The organism is Aeromonas sp. 601027 (assembly GCF_049174455.1).
Taxonomy (GTDB): Bacteria; Pseudomonadota; Gammaproteobacteria; order Enterobacterales; family Aeromonadaceae; genus Aeromonas; species Aeromonas veronii_A.
In genome coordinates this window covers 150,396-166,729 of sequence record NZ_JAAKTN010000011.1, presented here as the reverse complement: position 1 = coordinate 166,729, position 16,334 = coordinate 150,396, and the positions used below count along the sequence as shown (strand labels likewise).

Sequence of the window (16,334 nt, the reverse complement as noted above, 5' to 3'; positions counted from 1 at the left end):
TCAGAAGTGAAACGCGGTAGCGCCGATGGTAGTGTGGCATTCGCCATGCGAGAGTAGGACACTGCCAGGCACCCAATTTAAGAACCCCGCTCGATGAGCGGGGTTTTTTGTTGCCTGCAATTCAGAAAATCGTCAGATAACTGACCTTTTATTCCCTCTTCTCTGCCGTTTTCTCCATTTTTCCTCCTCGATTTTCTCCGGTTTTGCCATCGCGGCTGGCGGTGGTTGCCGTTATAATGGCCGCCCTCAAGCAAGGTGGTGGTATGAAAGCAGAATATCTACAGCGATTCGGGGGCATTGCCCGTCTTTATGGTCAGAACGCCCTGCGTTCCTTTAGCCAGGCCAAGGTCTGTGTGGTGGGGATCGGCGGCGTTGGCTCCTGGGCGGCGGAGGCGCTGGCCCGTGCCGGTATCAACCAGATCACCCTGATCGACATGGATGATATCTGCATCACCAACACCAATCGCCAGATCCACGCCATGCAGAGTACGGTTGGTCGCCTCAAGACCGAGGTGATGGCCGAGCGTATTCGCGCCATCAATCCGGATTGCGAAGTGATCGAGGTGGATGATTTCGTCACCGCCGATAATCTGGCCGAGCATATCAAGCGGGAGTTTGACTATGTGGTGGATGCCATCGACTCGGTCAAGGCCAAGGTGGCGCTGATTGCCTTCTGCAAGCGCAACAAGATCCCGGTGATCGTCGCGGGTGGTGCCGGCGGTCAGATGGATCCGACCCAGATCACTGTGGCCGATCTGGCCAAGACTATTCAAGACCCGTTGGCAGCCAAGGTGCGCTCCGATTTGCGCCGATTGCACAACTTCAGCAAGAATCCGGCGCGCAAATTCGGAGTGGAGTGTGTCTTCTCAACCGAGCAGTTGAGTTATCCGGATGGCAATGGCGGTACCTGTCAGGCCAAGGCGGCCAGCGATGGCACCATGAAGATGGATTGCGCCTCCGGTTTTGGCGCCGTGACGCCAGTGACGGCAACCTTTGGGCTGGTTGCCGCGTCCCGGGTATTGAAGAAGATTGCCGAGCGGGGGGCCCGCGCCGAGAAAGAGGTCGGGAATGAAGAAGTAGGGGCGATTGGCGAAGCCTAATCGACCACTGAACAAGGCGGGTTAGACCGCTTGTTCCCGGATCGCCAGCACGATCGCTCTGAGCCCGTTACCTCGTGACGGGCTCAAGTGTTTCTCAAGCCCAAGTTCGCTGAAATAGCCTTCCATATCAAAATCCTGGATCGCCGCAGACGATTGGTGGTTGAGCGCGGCCAGCACGATGACGATCAAGCCACGCACGATGCGGGCATCGGAATCACAGGCAAAATGCCAGCAGCCATCCTCGCTTTTCTCTCCCTTCAGCCACGCCTGGCTTTCACAACCCTTGAGGCGGAATGCCTCCTGCTGCCATTCGCCGGGTAGCACCGGTAACTGCTTGCCGAGCTGGATGATGAGCCGGTACTGGTTCTCCCAGCCGTGAGCGGCGGCAAACTGCTGGCGGATGATGTCGGCGTTGGGCTCAAGGCCAATCTGGGTATAGCTTGCGAGGTTACTCATTCGGTTGTCTGCCTTAGAAGAAGTCACTGAGTTTGTGCAGGGCGGCCAGCAGGGCATCGACATCATCCCGATTGTTGTAGCAGCCCAGCGAGGCGCGCATGGTGCCGCCGATCCCGAGGGATTCCATCAGCGGCATAGCGCAGTGATGGCCGACTCGCAAGGCGATCCCCTGCATGTCGAGCAGGGTAGCGGCATCTTGCGGGTGGATATCCTCCAGCAGGAACGAGACCACACCGGCGCGCTGGTCGGGTTCGCCGATCAGGCGCAGCCCCGGCACCTGTTGCAGGCCTGCGACCAGATAGTCGGTTAGCGCCTGCTCATGGCTGGCGAGCCAATGCCGATCTTGCCCCATCACAAAGTCGATGGCGGCGGCGAGGCCGATAGCGCCAGCAATATGGGGGGTGCCCGCCTCGAACTTGAAGGGCAGGGTATTGAAGGTTGTGCCGCTGAAATTGACCCGATCGATCATCTCGCCACCGGCTTGCCAGGGCGGCATCCGCTCCAGTAGTTCGGTGCGGCCCCACAACACACCGATGCCGGTCGGGCCATAGAGCTTGTGACCGGAGAAGGCGTAGAAGTCGCAACCTATGGCCTGCACATCCACCTCGAGATGAGCCACCGCCTGAGCGCCATCGAGCAGGGTCAGAGCGCTGACTGCCTTGGCCGCTGCCACCATCTCTTTGACTGGATTGACGGTGCCAAGGGCATTGGATACGTGGGCCACGCTTACCAGACGGGTCCGTGGCCCCAGCATGGCGTGATAGGCGGCCAGATCGAGATCGCCCCGCTCATCGAGCGGGATGACCCGGATCACCGCGCCGGTGCGTTGGGCGACCAGTTGCCACGGGACGATATTGGCGTGGTGCTCCAGCGTGCTGAGGATGATTTCCTCCCCCGCCTTGAGCTCGTTCATCCCCCAGCTCTGGGCCACCAGATTGATCGCTTCTGTGGTACCACGGGTCCAGATAACTTCGTGGCTGCGGGGTGCATTGATAAAGCGGGCGACCGTCTCGCGGGCAGCCTCAAAGGCTCGGGTAGCGCGGCCACTCAGGGCGTGGGCGGCACGGTGCACGTTGGCGTTGTCGGCCCGATAGTAGTGAGCGATGGCATCCAGTACCGCGTGTGGCTTCTGGGTGGTGGCGGCATTGTCCAGATAGACCAGAGGGTGGCCGTTTACCGCCTGCGCCAAGGCTGGAAACTGGCTGCGCAGTTGGGTGTGCTGTTGCTGATTCATGCTCCCCTCATCATCTGGAAAAAGTCATCATCTCGAAAGGTCGGCCATGATCCTGAAAATAGCGCTCGAACACAAGGCGCGATAAGCCCGATTGGCGGTTGCCTGCCGTGCAGCAGGTACGGCTCGTCGGGTGATTTCTGGTACAATGCCGCCCCTCATCATAAGCCAAGAGATCCGGCCCATGAAGCTCAACCCCAATCAGAACGAAGCGGTCAAGTATGTTTCCGGCCCTTGCCTGGTGCTGGCGGGTGCCGGATCGGGCAAGACCCGCGTCATCACCAACAAGATTGCCTATCTGGTGCAGCAGTGCGGCTACAACGCGCGCAACATAGCTGCGGTCACCTTTACCAACAAGGCGGCACGGGAGATGAAGGAGCGGGTTGGCCAGACTTTGGGGCGCAAGGAGGCGCGGGGGCTGATGGTCTCCACCTTCCATACCCTGGGGCTCGATATCATTCGTCGTGAGCACAAGAGCCTGAATCTCAAGGCCAACTTCTCCCTGTTCGATGACACCGACCAGCTGGCGCTGCTGAAAGAATTGACTGAAGACGAGCTCGACAACGACAAGGACAAGCTCTCGGCCCTTATCAGCCAAATCTCCAACTGGAAGAACGATCTCATCCTGCCAGCCCGCGCCATGCGCATTGCCCGCGGGCCGGAAGAGGTGTTGATGGCCCAGCTCTACGAGCGTTATCACCGCCAGATGGTGGCCTATAACGCGCTGGATTTTGACGACCTCATCGTGATGCCGACCCTGCTGCTCAAGAACAATCAGGAGGTACGTGAGCGCTGGCAGAACAAGATCCGCTATCTGCTGGTCGATGAGTACCAAGACACCAACACCAGCCAGTACGAGCTGGTGAAGCAGATCGTCGGCGAGCGTGCCCGTTTTACCGTGGTAGGGGACGACGACCAGTCCATCTACTCCTGGCGCGGTGCCAAGCCGCAGAATCTGGTGCTGCTGAGCGAGGATTTCCCCAGCCTCAAGCTGATCAAGCTGGAGCAGAACTACCGCTCCAAGCGGCGTATCCTCAAGTGCGCCAACATCCTGATCGCCAACAACCCCCACGTCTATGACAAGGCGCTCTTCTCCGAATTGGATGAGGGGGTGAAGCTCAAGGTGCTGTTCGCCAAGAACGAGGAGCACGAAGCGGAGCGGATCGCTGCCGAGATGATGGGCCACAAGTTTATGAACCGCACCCGGTTCAAGGATTACGCCATCCTCTATCGGGGCAACCATCAGTCGCGCATCTTCGAGAAGGCGCTGATGACCAACCGGATCCCTTACCGTATCTCCGGCGGCACCTCGTTTTTCTCCCGCACCGAGATCAAGGACATCATGGCCTACCTCAAGCTGCTGGTGAATCCGGATGAGGACACCGCCTTCCTGCGGGTGGTCAACCTGCCGCGCCGCGAGATTGGCCCCACTACCCTCGAAAAACTGGGGCAGTATGCCAATCAACGCGGAAAGAGCCTGTTTGCCGCCAGCTTCGAGCTGGGGCTGGAACAGCACCTCTCCGGCCGTGGCCTGACGGCTTTGCAGGCATTTACCAACTGGCTGGTTCGCCTTGGTGATCAGGCGCTGCGCGGCAATCCGGTGGAGGCGGTGCGGGACATGATCAAGGAGATCCACTATGAAGAGTGGCTCTACGAGACCTCCCCCAGCCCGAAAGCGGCCGAAATGCGGATGCAGAACGTCTCCACCCTCTATCGCTGGATTACCGAGATGCTGGAAGGGGATGAGCTGGAGGAGTCGATGACGCTGGCTCAGGTGGTCACTCGACTCACCCTGCGCGATATGATGGAGCGCAATGAGGGGGAAGATGATGCCGATCAGGTGCAGTTGATGACCTTGCATGCCTCCAAGGGGCTGGAGTTCCCCTATGTCTACATGGTGGGGATGGAGGAGGGCTTGCTCCCCCACCAGACCAGCATCGATGAAGACAACGTCGAGGAGGAGCGGCGTCTCGCCTACGTGGGCATCACCCGGGCCCAGACCGAGCTGACCTTTACCCTCTGCAAGGAGCGGCGCCAGTTTGGCGAGTCGGTACGGCCAGAGCCGAGCCGCTTCCTGCTGGAGCTGCCGCAGGATGACCTTGAATGGGAAAACCAGAAGAAGGTGACTGCCGAGGAGCGCCAGCAGAAGGGGCAGATGGCGGTGGCCAATCTGCGCGCCATGTTCAAGAAAGATTAGGAGGTTGCGTTGCCGGGGGATAGCAGTGGAATGATGTCTGCTCCCGGCATGGGGGGAGATATATAGCGTCCTTGCCCCATCCGGCAGCCGATATCTATCAGCTTCTGTAACTGCTGCTGGTTCTCAATGCCTTCAACCACCAGGGTGTAATCGAGATCCTGACAGATATCCCGCATGGCGCGGATCAGCGCCAGATCTTTGGGGGACTGCAGCATCCGCTGGGTAAAGCTGTCATCCACCTTGATGTAATCTACCGGGAAATGGAACAGGGCGTTGAGGGAGGAGAAGCCGGTACCAAAGTCGTCCAGGCTGATCTGAATGCCCTTGGCACGCAGTTCATGCAGGGAGGCCAGCGCATCGGAATCCTGCCGCGACAGCTCCCGCTCGTTGAATTCAAAGATCAGATAGCCTGGTGCTATCCCCTCCTCATCGATAATGTCCACCAACCGCATGATGTGATCATGGTTGACCAGATGTTTGCCGGAGAGGTTGATGGCGACCTTGAACTTGCTCTGGCCCGAGATCGGAAGCCACACTTTCAGTTGCTGGCAGGTGTGGCGCAGGATCTGATAATCCAGCTCCAGAATCAGGCCACATTGCTCCGCCAGCGGAATAAAGTCGAATGCATCCTTCAGAATTCCCTCTTCGGTCAGCCAGCGCGCCATCACCTCCAGACCGGTCAGGCGGCTATCCTGTAGCCGGATCACCGGCTGGTAGTAGGGGACGATACGCCCTTCCCGCAGGGCCCGAGCCAGCATCTCTTCCGGCGAATTCCAGTTCTGGTTGATGCAATCATCCGAGTAGCTGACGATGCGGCTGCGGCCATTGCGTTTGGCCTGGTACATGGCCAGATCGGCCTGGTGGAGTAACTGGCTGATATCCGATGTCTGTTCGGACACACTCGATACCCCCAGGCTGACGGTAATACTCAGCTCATTGCCAAGCAGCCGGAACGGATAGGAGAGGCGGCTGATGATACGGTTGAGCACCGGGCTGATGTCATCTTCATGTTTGCTGCTATCGAGATAGATGACGAACTCGTCGCCCCCCAATCTGGCCACCATATCGTTTTGCCGGATGCAGGTCTGGAGGCGGCGGCTTACCTCCTTGAGCAGCTGATCACCAGCACTGTGGCCCAGGGTGTCATTGATCTGCTTGAAGTGATCCACATCGATGAAGATCACCGCAAACCCCGGTGACTTGTAGCGGTTGTAGTGGGTCATGGCTTGATTGAGGTGGTTCATCAACAGTGCCCGGTTCGGTAGCTGGGTCAGCGGGTCGTGAAGCGCATCGAATTGCAGCCGCCGTTCCAGCTCCTGATGCTGCTTGAGCTGCTTTTGCAGCCTGAGGTTGGTCTGACGCAGCTGTTGCAGCCGCTGGTTGATGGAGTCTTCACTATTGATGTCGTTAAGCTGCTGGCGGATCCGCTTCAGCTCCAACAGCAGGGTGAGCTGACCACGCAGGAAGTCGAGAAACAGCTTGTCGTCTGTCTCCAGCGGTTGCGCGGTGCTGATGATGAAGTGGGCGAAGTACTGTTGTTGCAGCCGTAGCGGCATGCTGTGCCAGTAGGTTGCCTCCCTGTTGACCTCGATATTGCTGGTGCTGTGGCACAAACCGCTGATGAATTCGTCGCTTTGACGAGGATGTGCGGGATAAATTTTCTCAAGCGTATGGCTGTGGAGCCTGACCAGCAGCATATCCTCAATGGCGAGCATCTGGCGCAGCACCGCCTCCAGCTGGGAGAAGAGCGCCTGACCGGGCAGGGTGTTGGCCAGTCGCATGATGCGGCTGATGCTCTCGATTTTCTTTTTCCAGTTCGGGTCTTTGCGGATCAGCGGAGAAGGCAGCTCGGTGAGATGGGAGCCCGCTTGGGTTTCGGTCAGCCGTTTGGATAGACACTCCAGCAGCAGGCGTAATGTGGGCAGGTCGGATGGTTCGCCGCGAGCCAGCAGCCACTGCACCTGACCATGTTCGATAGGAAAGACGCACCACCCTTCGGCCTCATCGAGCTGGGTGAGCTGATCGGTGATGCGGGACTGCTCCCGCCCCAGTTGTTGCTTGAAGGTATCGCTGATTTTGTAGGCGTAGAGCCAGTTCAGACCACTGTCGGAGAGGCCCAGCATGCCGAAATGCTGCAACGGGCAGAGCTGGTTTATCTGCTTTATCAGATCATCATAATCGCTGCTCTGCGCTGTAGGGGGAGCCGGAAAATCCATAATGGCAGAGACCAACGCCAGCAGAGGAGTTGAGTAGTGGGATTCGGTGGAATGGGGCGACATGAGCAACTCCCGACTATGCCTACCCTACAAGAGTAGTCGGAAGCCGATAGATTGAAAGGGCCGCAATTGCGGCCCTTTCAAATACTTACAGCTTGTCGATCATGTAGTGGATGGCGTTTTCAATCTCTTCATCACTACAGTTCGCACAGGTGCCGCGCGGAGGCATCATGCCGGACTTGCCGGTAAAGCCTTCAATGGCATGTTTCTTGAGAGTATCAATGCCTTGGGCGATGCGAGGATCCCAGGCTGCCTTGTCACCCCGTTTGGGGGCACCGGCGGCGCCGGTGTCGTGACAGGCAAAGCAGGCGCCCTTGTATACCGTTTCGCCATCGCGGGGACCGGAAGAGGCGGTCGCAGCAGGTGCAGCACCCGCGCCGGCAATACCTTCCAGATCCTTGGCGGTATAGACCTGACCGATCGGTTTGATCCGCTCGGCAATAGCCTCCGGTGACATCTCATCGGCAGCAAGCACTGCCCCAGACAAGCTGGCGGCCGTCATCCCGACAGCCAGCAAATAGCTCAGTTTTTTCAACACGCTCATATACTCCCAGCAGTCTTTTATTATCCATGTAAACGACGGGATTATAACCGAATAGTTACAGCCATTTAAACGCTTGTGTGTGAAGTGTTAAACACTCTGCGTACAAAGTTTTGGGCGATATCACGGCAATTCTGGTGGTGGAGATAAAAAGAAACCCGGCATTCGCCGGGTTTCGAGTAACCAAAGGGTGAAAAGGGTTATTTATCCCAGCTCAGGATCACCTTGCCGGAGTGGCCGGAGCGCATCGCATCGAACCCCTGCTGGAATTCGTCGATGTGGAATCTGTGGGTGATGATGGGGGAGAGATCCAGCCCGGACTGGATCAGGCTGGCCATTTTGTACCAGGTCTCGAACATCTCGCGGCCATAGATCCCTTTGATAAACAGCCCCTTGAAGATCACCTTGTTCCAGTCGATGGCCATGGTGGAGGGGGGGATGCCAAGCATGGCGATCTTGCCGCCGTGGTTCATCTTGTCGAGCATCTCCTGGAAGGCGCTCGGGACGCCGGACATCTCCAGCCCCACGTCGAACCCTTCGGTCATGCCCAGCTCGCTCATCACGTCGGCCAGCTTCTCCTTGGCCACGTTGACCGCGCGGGTGGCGCCCATCTTGCGGGCCAGCTCCAGCCGGTATTCGTTGACGTCGGTGATCACCACGTGGCGCGCACCCACATGGCGGCAGACGGCGGCGGCCATGATGCCGATGGGGCCAGCCCCGGTGATGAGCACATCTTCACCCACCAGATCGAAGGAGAGGGCGGTGTGCACCGCATTGCCAAACGGGTCGAAGATGGCGGCCAGCTCGTCCGGGATGTTGTCCGGCAGCTTGAAGGCGTTGAATGCGGGGATCACCAGATATTCGGCGAAGGCCCCCGGCCGGTTGACGCCCACACCTGTGGTGTTGCGACAGAGGTGGGTGCGGCCAGCGCGGCAGTTGCGGCAGTGGCCACAGGTGATGTGGCCTTCACCGGAGACGCGATCGCCGATGGCGAAGCCGCGCACCTCCTGACCGATGGCGACCACTTCGCCGACATATTCGTGGCCGACCACCATGGGTACCGGAATGGTCTTCTGGGACCACTCGTCCCAGTTGTAGATATGGATATCGGTGCCGCAGATGGCGGTTTTGCGGATCTTGATCAGCAGGTCGTTGTGGCCGAGCTCGGGGGCCGGCACATCCGTCATCCAGATGCCGACCTCTTTGTGCAGTTTGGAGAGTGCTTTCATGGCTGTTCCTTCAATATGAATGCAGAAAAAAGGGGCTGCAGCCCCTTGATTCAAATCAGATAACGCCGAGTTCACGGCCGATGCGGATAAAGGCGTCGATCGCCTTGTCCAGTTGTTCGCGGGTATGGGCGGCAGACATCTGGGTGCGAATGCGTGCCTGACCCTTAGGTACGACCGGGAAGGAGAAACCCACCACATAGATGCCAGCTGCCAGCATGCGGCTTGCCATTTCGGAGGCCAGTTTGGCATCCCCCAGCATCACCGGAATGATGGCGTGGTCGGCGCCTGCCAAGGTGAAACCGGCAGCGCTCATCCGCTCGCGGAAGTAACGGCTGTTCTCTTTCAGGCGGGCACGCAGGTCGTGACCTTCCGCCAGCATGTCGATCACCTTGATGGTGGCGGCGACAATAGAGGGGGCCAGCGAGTTGGAGAAGAGGTAGGGGCGGGAGCGCTGACGCAGCCAGTCGATCACCTCTTTCTTGCCGGAGGTATAGCCACCGGACGCGCCGCCGAGCGCCTTGCCCAGGGTGCCGGTGATGATGTCGACCCGCTCCATCACGCCGCAATATTCGTGGGTGCCACGACCATTTTCGCCGATAAAGCCGACGGCGTGGGAGTCATCCACCATCACCAGCGCATCGTATTTGTCTGCCAGATCGCAGATGGCTTTGAGGTCGGCGATGACCCCATCCATGGAAAAGACGCCGTCGGTGGCGATCAGCTTGAAGCGGGCGCCGTCGGCATCAGCCTGCTTGAGCTGAGCTTCCAGTTCGGCCATGTCGTTGTTGGCGTAGCGATAACGCTTGGCCTTGCACAGCCGCACGCCGTCGATGATGGAGGCGTGGTTGAGGGCATCGGAGATGATGGCATCTTCGGCGCCGAACAGGGTCTCGAACAGGCCGCCATTGGCGTCGAAGCAGGAGGAGTAGAGGATGGTGTCTTCAGTGCCGAGGAAGGCAGACATCTTCTGCTCCAGCGCTTTGTGCTGATCCTGGGTGCCGCAGATGAAGCGTACCGAGGCCATGCCGAAGCCGTGGCTGTCGAGTCCCTGATGGGCGGCGGCGATCAGATCCGGGTGGTTGGCCAATCCCAGATAGTTGTTGGCACAGAAGTTCAGTACCTGCTCACCGCCGACGGCGATGCTGGCCTGTTGGGCGGAGGTGATGATGCGCTCCTGCTTGTACAACCCTTCAGCTTGCACCTGGTTCAGTTGCTCGGTCAGGTGACGATAGAATCCGTTAGACATCCTCGATCCTTAGTGGCTATTTCAGCTGCGTATCAACAGAGGGCGACATTTTACTGCAATCTGTTGCGGTAAATTCAAATGATTGTGCTGATATTCAACAAATGTGAAACAGATCTCACCCAGCTGGTTGGGCCAGCTGACGGTAGTGTTGTTCCAGCTGCTGGATCTGTCCGGCTACCTGGGGTTGCACATAGGGGCGCAGCAGGAACAGCACCTTCAACACGCCCTGATAGAGCAGAGGTTTGGTGATGCGGGTGTTGGGGGCCTGGGCAATCTGGAAGGGGATCCAGCAGGTCACCACCATCTTGATGGTCTGTCCCAGATCCGGCAGGTCTTCATCGCTGACATCGATAATGCCCCCTTCGCGCAGGCTTCTGAGCAGCGCGACCACGGAAGAACGCATCTGCTCCTGGGCCTTGAGGTACTTCTGTTGCAGCGGTTCGTCACGGCTCAGGATGTCCGGCAGGTTGGCGTAGAAGAAGCGGAACTGCCACATCAGATAGAAGATGGCATCGAGATAGCCCATCAGATCCTGCAGGGTGATTTCATGGTTGCGGGTCGGCACGAAGCTCTCGCTCAGGTGACGGGCATACTGGTCGAAGATGGAGTGGATGATGTCTTCTTTATTGCGGAAGTGGTAGTAGAGGTTGCCCGGGCTGATACCCATGTGCGCCGCAATGTGGTTGGTGGTGATGTTGCGTTCACCCTGATCGTTGAACAGCTCGGTCGCGCTGTGAATGATCCTGTCTCTGGTTTTCATCACTCATTCCTCCAACAGGTTCCGCTCGGGGCAGTTTTGAACAAGGTCGAATCCCCGGACGGCCCGTGATAAACTTTTCGGCAATTTCAAATTGGCTCACTATACACAGCTTTAACAAGCAGTCACATGTAGCCATCAACGTACGAGAGGCAAACTCCATGATCGTAGTAACTGGCGGTGCTGGCTTTATCGGCAGCAATCTGGTCAAGCAGCTGAACGCTCAAGGACGGACCGATATCGTGGTCATTGATGACCTGACCGACGGCACCAAGTTCGTCAACCTGGTCGATCTGACCATCGCTGACTACATGGACAAAGATGAGTTTCAGGCGCGCATCGTCTCCGGTGACGAGTTTGAAGAGTGGGACAACGGCATCGAGGTGATCTTCCACGAAGGTGCCTGCTCTGCCACCACCGAGTGGAACGGCAAGTTCATCATGGAGGTCAACTACGAGTACTCCAAGGATCTGTTCCACTACTGCATCGAGCGTGAAATTCCGTTCATCTACGCCTCTTCTGCCGCGACCTACGGTGGCCGCAACGACAACTTCATCGAAGATCCCAAGTTCGAGCAGCCGCTCAACGTCTATGGCTACTCCAAGCAGCTGTTTGACCAGTACGTGCGCCGCTGGATGCCGGAGATCAACTCTCAGGTCGTTGGCCTGAAGTACTTCAACGTCTACGGCCCGCGCGAGCAGCACAAAGGCTCTATGGCTTCCGTCGCCTTCCACCTCAATACCCAGGTGAAGAAGGGCGAGAATCCCAAGCTGTTCGAAGGTTGCGATGGCTTCCCGAACGGTGGTCAGATGCGTGACTTCATCTATATCGACGACGTCTGCAAGGTAAACCTCTGGTTCTGGCAGAACCCGCAGCACTCCGGCATCTTCAACTGTGGTACCGGCCGTGCCGAGCCGTTCCAGAACGTGGCCGAAGCGGTGATCAAGCATCATCAGAAGGGTTCTATCGAATACATCCCCTTCCCGGATCACCTCAAGGGTCGCTACCAGAGCTTTACCCAGGCCGACATGACCAAGCTGCGCAGCGTGGGTTATGACGCCGAGTTCAAAACCGTTGCCGAAGGGGTAGCGGATTACATGGCCTGGCTCAACCGCTAACGGGTGAGCACAACGCGGCAGTTTGAGCGCAAAACCGGAAGTGGGCACTCGCCTGCTTCCGGTTTCTGGTCTCTGTGGCTGCTTGCCGTTCCTCTCTTCTCTACCGGGTAACCACGCGATGAATATATTGATGGCTCTCTCCCAACTCGAGGTAACGGGAGCTGAGGTCTATGCCACCACGGTCGGTAACGAACTGACCCGGCGTGGTCACAACGTCTTTTATGTGTCAGATACCCTGACCAAGCCGACGCTTGGCCCCGTCTTCAAACTGAGATTCAACAAGCGCAGTATTCTGCGCCGCTTCTGGCACGTCTTCTACCTTATCTATCTCATCAAGAAGCACCATATCCAGTTGGTGCATGCTCACTCCCGCGCCTCCGGCTGGAGCAGCTATGTGGCTTGCAAGCTGACTGGCACCCCGATGATCACCACGGTGCATGGTCGCCAGCCAGTGCACGCTTCGCGCAAGGCCTTCCATGCACTCGGCTATCGGGCGGTTGCCGTTTGTGAGGATATTGCCCATCAGATTGTCGACAATCTGGGGGTAGATCCCGCGATCGTGCAGGTGCTGCGCAACGGTATCGAGACCGACAAATTCCAGCCTGTGCTTGTGCCGGACAACCCAAAGCCGGTGATTGCCATCATCGGGCGCCTGAGTGGCCCCAAAGGAGAGCTCTGTTACCGTCTGCTCGATGAAGTGCTCGACCTGGATGCCTGCAAGGTGCGGATTGTCAGCGGTACCAAGGTACCGGAGCGCTTTGCCCGTTTCGAAGGACGCACCGAGTTTGTTGGCTATGTCGATGATGTGCCCGCTCTGCTGGCGAGTTGCGATCTGGTGATTGGTGCCGGTCGGGTAGCGATGGAAGCACTGCTCTGTGGTCGGCCCGCCTTTGCCATTGGTGAAGCCAGGGCCATTGGTCTGGTGACGGAACGAAATCTGGACGAGGCGCTGGCGAGTAATTTTGGCGATATCGGTCCCAAGGATCTGGCTATCGATTTTGCTGCCCTGAAGGGAGAAATCGAATCCGCCCTCGCAAGCAAGGTGGTGCCGGAAGTCATTCGGCAGCGCATTCAGGATGAGTATGGCTTGCAGGGGGTAGTATCCGGCCTCGAAACCATCTATCAGGATGCGGTGGTTGAAACCCTGCGCCGCGAGATGCCGGTCATCATGTACCACCGCTTTATCGAACAGGATAGCGAGAAAGGGGTGCACGGCACCTGGATGCCGATCACCATGTTCGAGAAGCATCTGCGCCTGATGAAGTGGCTCGGCTACGAGACCCTGACTTTCCGCGATTTGGCGGACAAAGGCTTTATCCACCGTCTGCAATACGGCAAGAAGTACCTGATGATCACCGCCGATGACGGCTATCAGGACAACCTGACCCGCATGCTGCCACTGCTGGAAAAATATGGTTACAAAGCTGTGGTGTACGTAGTCACAGGTGAAGGTTATAACCGTTGGGATGTGGAGCATCCGACCAATCCGGATACCAAGGTTTCGCTAATGAGTGGTGAGCAGGTCAAAGCGCTGGCCGCCAGCGGTCATGTGGAAATTGGTGGTCATACCCTGACCCATCCCCGCTTGAGCAAGCTCACACCCGAACAACAAGCCCATGAAATTCAGGAGAATAAACGCCAACTGGAGGCCCTGCTTGGCCATCCGCTGCTCTCGTTTGCCTACCCTTACGGAGATATGGATGAGAGTGCCAAGGAACAGGCTATCACCGCCGGGTATCGTTTTGCTGTCGCTACCAATAGCGGCCCCAAAGCAATGCACCAGGACCCTTTCCAGATCCGCCGGATTGCCATCTTCCCCCGTACCGATGTATTCGGGCTGTGGCGAAAAATTCGTGGGAATTATGTGTTCAGGAAATAACTTGTGAATTTAGATAATAATTGCCTACGACTAAATATTATTGTGCAATTTGCAGCTTTTTTATTTGGCGCAATAGTTTTAACGGTCCCCAGTGGCTATGGATATGGGCCCAGCATTTTAGTTTTGGCAAGTGTTTTTGTCTTTTGGCGTAAAAAATATTATTTGGCAATGAGTTCAGAGGTGAAAATATTATCATATATATTCATCTCTTTTTTTGTCATCCAAGCAGTATCAATCGGGATTGATGGTGGCGCTCTCAAAGAGTTAGACCGACCAAGTCGCTTGTTAATGGCTGCAATGACCTTACCTTTATTAAGTGTGTTCCCCATTAACATAAACGTTCTTATTGCTGGCCTCTCTATAGGAGCAGTGAGTTCAGGTCTAATCGCAATATATGAAAAGTTTTATCTTGGAATGCCTCGAGCTTTTGATGAAAGCATGCCAATTCAGTCAGGAAACATCAGCATGACATTGGCATTGTTATGTCTGTGTGCTTTTTTCTGGTTCCGCCATTTAGGGAAGAAAAACATTGCTGCCTTTATGCTTCTTTCATTTTTAATGGGGGGGATAGGCAGTTTTCTCTCCGGGACCAGAGGTGGCTGGGTTTTACTTCCAATCGTCTTGTTTACAATAGTTTTTTATTTTAGAAAACAGCTATCCCTCAAAGATGGTCTCTATGCAAGCACTGTATGTGCCTTGTTGCTTTTCTTGGCTATGCTTCCGCAAAGTGGCGTAATGGATAGGATATATAATGCAAAAGCGGATGTTGTTCATTATTTTGATGGTGTGAATCCGGATACATCTCTAGGCATTCGATTGCAGTTGTGGGAAAGTGCATATAACTCTTTTTTGGAAAAACCAATTTTTGGTTGGGGAAATAACGGCATTCGCTTATCACAATTAAACCAATATAATAATGGTTCTATATCCGAGTTCATTTATAATTTTAACTCACATGCACATAATCAATTTTTAGATGAATTGGCTAAACGCGGCATTATAGGCTTCTTGATGTTAGCTCTGCTGTACTTTTATCCACTTTGGGTTGCGAGTAAAAATAGAGATAACTTATTGGTCAGTAGTATGTTGGCGGTTTCATCATTAACTCTTGTTGATTATAGCTTGAGTCAAGCATTTATAAGTCATAACTCCGGGATGATATTCTTCATGTTTTTATTTTCGGCTTTAATTACCACAATAAAGGTATCGCCTTTGGAGGGAAGAAAATGATTAAGAAATTGCAATCATGGCGCGATATCATTCGTCGTAAAATAGGGGTTGTGCTTTTTGACCGATCTTTGAAATCAGCTTCAAGTAAAGATGGTGCTATAGTCTTTGTTCGTTGGGATGCCAAATTGGGGGATGCCATAGTATCATCTTGGGTCGCTCGTGAAATAAAAAAGAAGTTTCCAGGCAAAAAAGTAGTTGCAATTACAACCCCTGAGATGAGGTCTTTATTTAAAAACCAATTTCTTTTTGATGAAGTTTATTCTATTCCGAAAAGACCAAGTTATGCAGCACTCGCCTCATTGGCTAGAGATATAGGAGATATTGAATATCTTGTTCATCTTACTAATGAAATGAAGATGAAAGATATTTTCTTTATCTCAAAATTATCTGTAAAAAATGTTATTGGTATAGATGACAAAATAAAATGTGTGAATATTAAAATTGGTCATTTAACCAAGAATATTCACTTCTCACAGAAGTTTGCCTTGGCCGTTAATAAAATGGGGGTTGATAACCCCGATACAGATTATATTGTTCCAGAATATCTTGAAGATGAGTCAAGCGTTAAATCTAGCTGGCCTGATAATCCCGCAATCTGTTTTAATCCTTACGGTAGTGGCAGCTCACGAACATTTAATGATGAAAAAATTATCGAGATCCTGAAGGTTATGTTGAGCAAGCCTGGATATAATGTATGTTTGCTCTATCCACCGATAAAGAAAATTGAAACAGAACACAATATCAGGAGAATGCCTGATATCTTAAGGGAAAGAGTTATCACACATGACTCATCCCATTCTTTAGGTGTTCTATTCGCTCAAATAAGAAATAGTATCGGTATCGTGTCTGTAGATACGGCGACAGTACACATTGCCGCAGGGCTGAAAAAACCTATATTTGGAATATATAATGATAATTTTGGTAAAGGTGAAAACCGGGAGTGGTTACCAAATTTTGAGAAAGCCATGGTAATGTATGTTGATGCCAAAAAAGAACAAAATGTAAACTACATTAATATGGAGGAGTTTGAGAATCAATTTAATGATTGGTATGTTCAGTACATAGCACAATAAT

The 16,334-nt window shown here is 54.9% G+C and carries 13 protein-coding genes; 6 read left to right on the top strand and 7 right to left on the bottom strand.

Annotated elements, in window-relative coordinates:
• The first annotated feature begins 263 nt into the window (after positions 1-263).
• Positions 264-1,100: a tRNA cyclic N6-threonylcarbamoyladenosine(37) synthase TcdA gene (gene tcdA, locus G5193_RS15205; protein WP_421206283.1), complete on the top strand. Its 837-nt coding sequence runs from the start codon at positions 264-266 to the stop codon at positions 1,098-1,100.
• Between the two features lie 21 nt (positions 1,101-1,121).
• On the opposite strand, the gene G5193_RS15200 is transcribed toward tcdA, so the two are convergent.
• Complete coding sequence (locus G5193_RS15200) at positions 1,122-1,556, bottom strand: SufE family protein (protein WP_421206282.1); 435 nt, start codon at positions 1,554-1,556, stop codon at positions 1,122-1,124.
• A gap of 13 nt (positions 1,557-1,569) precedes the next feature.
• Positions 1,570-2,790, bottom strand: a complete 1,221-nt coding sequence (locus tag G5193_RS15195; RefSeq protein ID WP_421206281.1) for an aminotransferase class V-fold PLP-dependent enzyme — start codon at positions 2,788-2,790, stop codon at positions 1,570-1,572.
• Between the two features lie 181 nt (positions 2,791-2,971).
• Here G5193_RS15195 and rep point away from each other — a divergent pair, with 181 nt between their 5' ends.
• Complete coding sequence (gene rep / locus G5193_RS15190; RefSeq protein ID WP_421206280.1) at positions 2,972-4,984, top strand: DNA helicase Rep; 2,013 nt, start codon at positions 2,972-2,974, stop codon at positions 4,982-4,984.
• Here rep and G5193_RS15185 read toward each other — a convergent pair.
• From G5193_RS15185 to G5193_RS15165, 5 genes are all read right to left on the bottom strand, one after another.
• Positions 4,981-7,263 (bottom strand): putative bifunctional diguanylate cyclase/phosphodiesterase, encoded by a 2,283-nt coding sequence (locus G5193_RS15185; protein WP_216979758.1) that lies wholly within the window; start codon positions 7,261-7,263, stop codon positions 4,981-4,983. The genes rep and G5193_RS15185 overlap by 4 nt on opposite strands.
• Before the next feature lie 85 nt (positions 7,264-7,348).
• The gene (locus G5193_RS15180; RefSeq protein ID WP_201902638.1) at positions 7,349-7,804 is read right to left on the bottom strand and encodes a c-type cytochrome; all 456 of its coding nucleotides are present in this window, start codon (positions 7,802-7,804) and stop codon (positions 7,349-7,351) included.
• A 197-nt stretch (positions 7,805-8,001) separates the two neighbouring features.
• Positions 8,002-9,030: an L-threonine 3-dehydrogenase gene (gene tdh, locus G5193_RS15175; protein ID WP_201902637.1), complete on the bottom strand. Its 1,029-nt coding sequence runs from the start codon at positions 9,028-9,030 to the stop codon at positions 8,002-8,004.
• A 55-nt stretch (positions 9,031-9,085) separates the two neighbouring features.
• Positions 9,086-10,276, bottom strand: a complete 1,191-nt coding sequence (locus G5193_RS15170) for a glycine C-acetyltransferase (RefSeq protein WP_421206279.1) — start codon at positions 10,274-10,276, stop codon at positions 9,086-9,088.
• A gap of 115 nt (positions 10,277-10,391) precedes the next feature.
• Complete coding sequence (locus tag G5193_RS15165) at positions 10,392-11,036, bottom strand: TetR/AcrR family transcriptional regulator (RefSeq protein WP_227341636.1); 645 nt, start codon at positions 11,034-11,036, stop codon at positions 10,392-10,394.
• A gap of 158 nt (positions 11,037-11,194) precedes the next feature.
• Between G5193_RS15165 and rfaD the strand changes: the two genes are divergently transcribed.
• From rfaD to G5193_RS15145, 4 genes are all read left to right on the top strand, one after another.
• Positions 11,195-12,151 carry an ADP-glyceromanno-heptose 6-epimerase gene (rfaD, locus tag G5193_RS15160; protein WP_040069912.1) on the top strand — a complete coding sequence of 319 codons (957 nt, stop codon included), beginning with the start codon at positions 11,195-11,197 and terminating at the stop codon, positions 12,149-12,151.
• Positions 12,152-12,269: 118 nt separating this feature from the next.
• Positions 12,270-14,030: a polysaccharide deacetylase family protein gene (locus G5193_RS15155; protein WP_227341635.1), complete on the top strand. Its 1,761-nt coding sequence runs from the start codon at positions 12,270-12,272 to the stop codon at positions 14,028-14,030.
• Between the two features lie 3 nt (positions 14,031-14,033).
• On the top strand, positions 14,034-15,260 hold the full coding sequence (locus tag G5193_RS15150) for an O-antigen ligase family protein (RefSeq protein ID WP_227341634.1): 1,227 nt from the start codon (positions 14,034-14,036) through the stop codon (positions 15,258-15,260).
• Positions 15,257-16,333, top strand: coding sequence for a glycosyltransferase family 9 protein (locus G5193_RS15145; RefSeq protein WP_421206278.1), 1,077 nt, complete (start codon positions 15,257-15,259; stop codon positions 16,331-16,333). Before G5193_RS15150 ends, G5193_RS15145 begins: the two co-directional genes overlap by 4 nt.
• The last annotated feature ends 1 nt before the right edge of the window (position 16,334 follow it).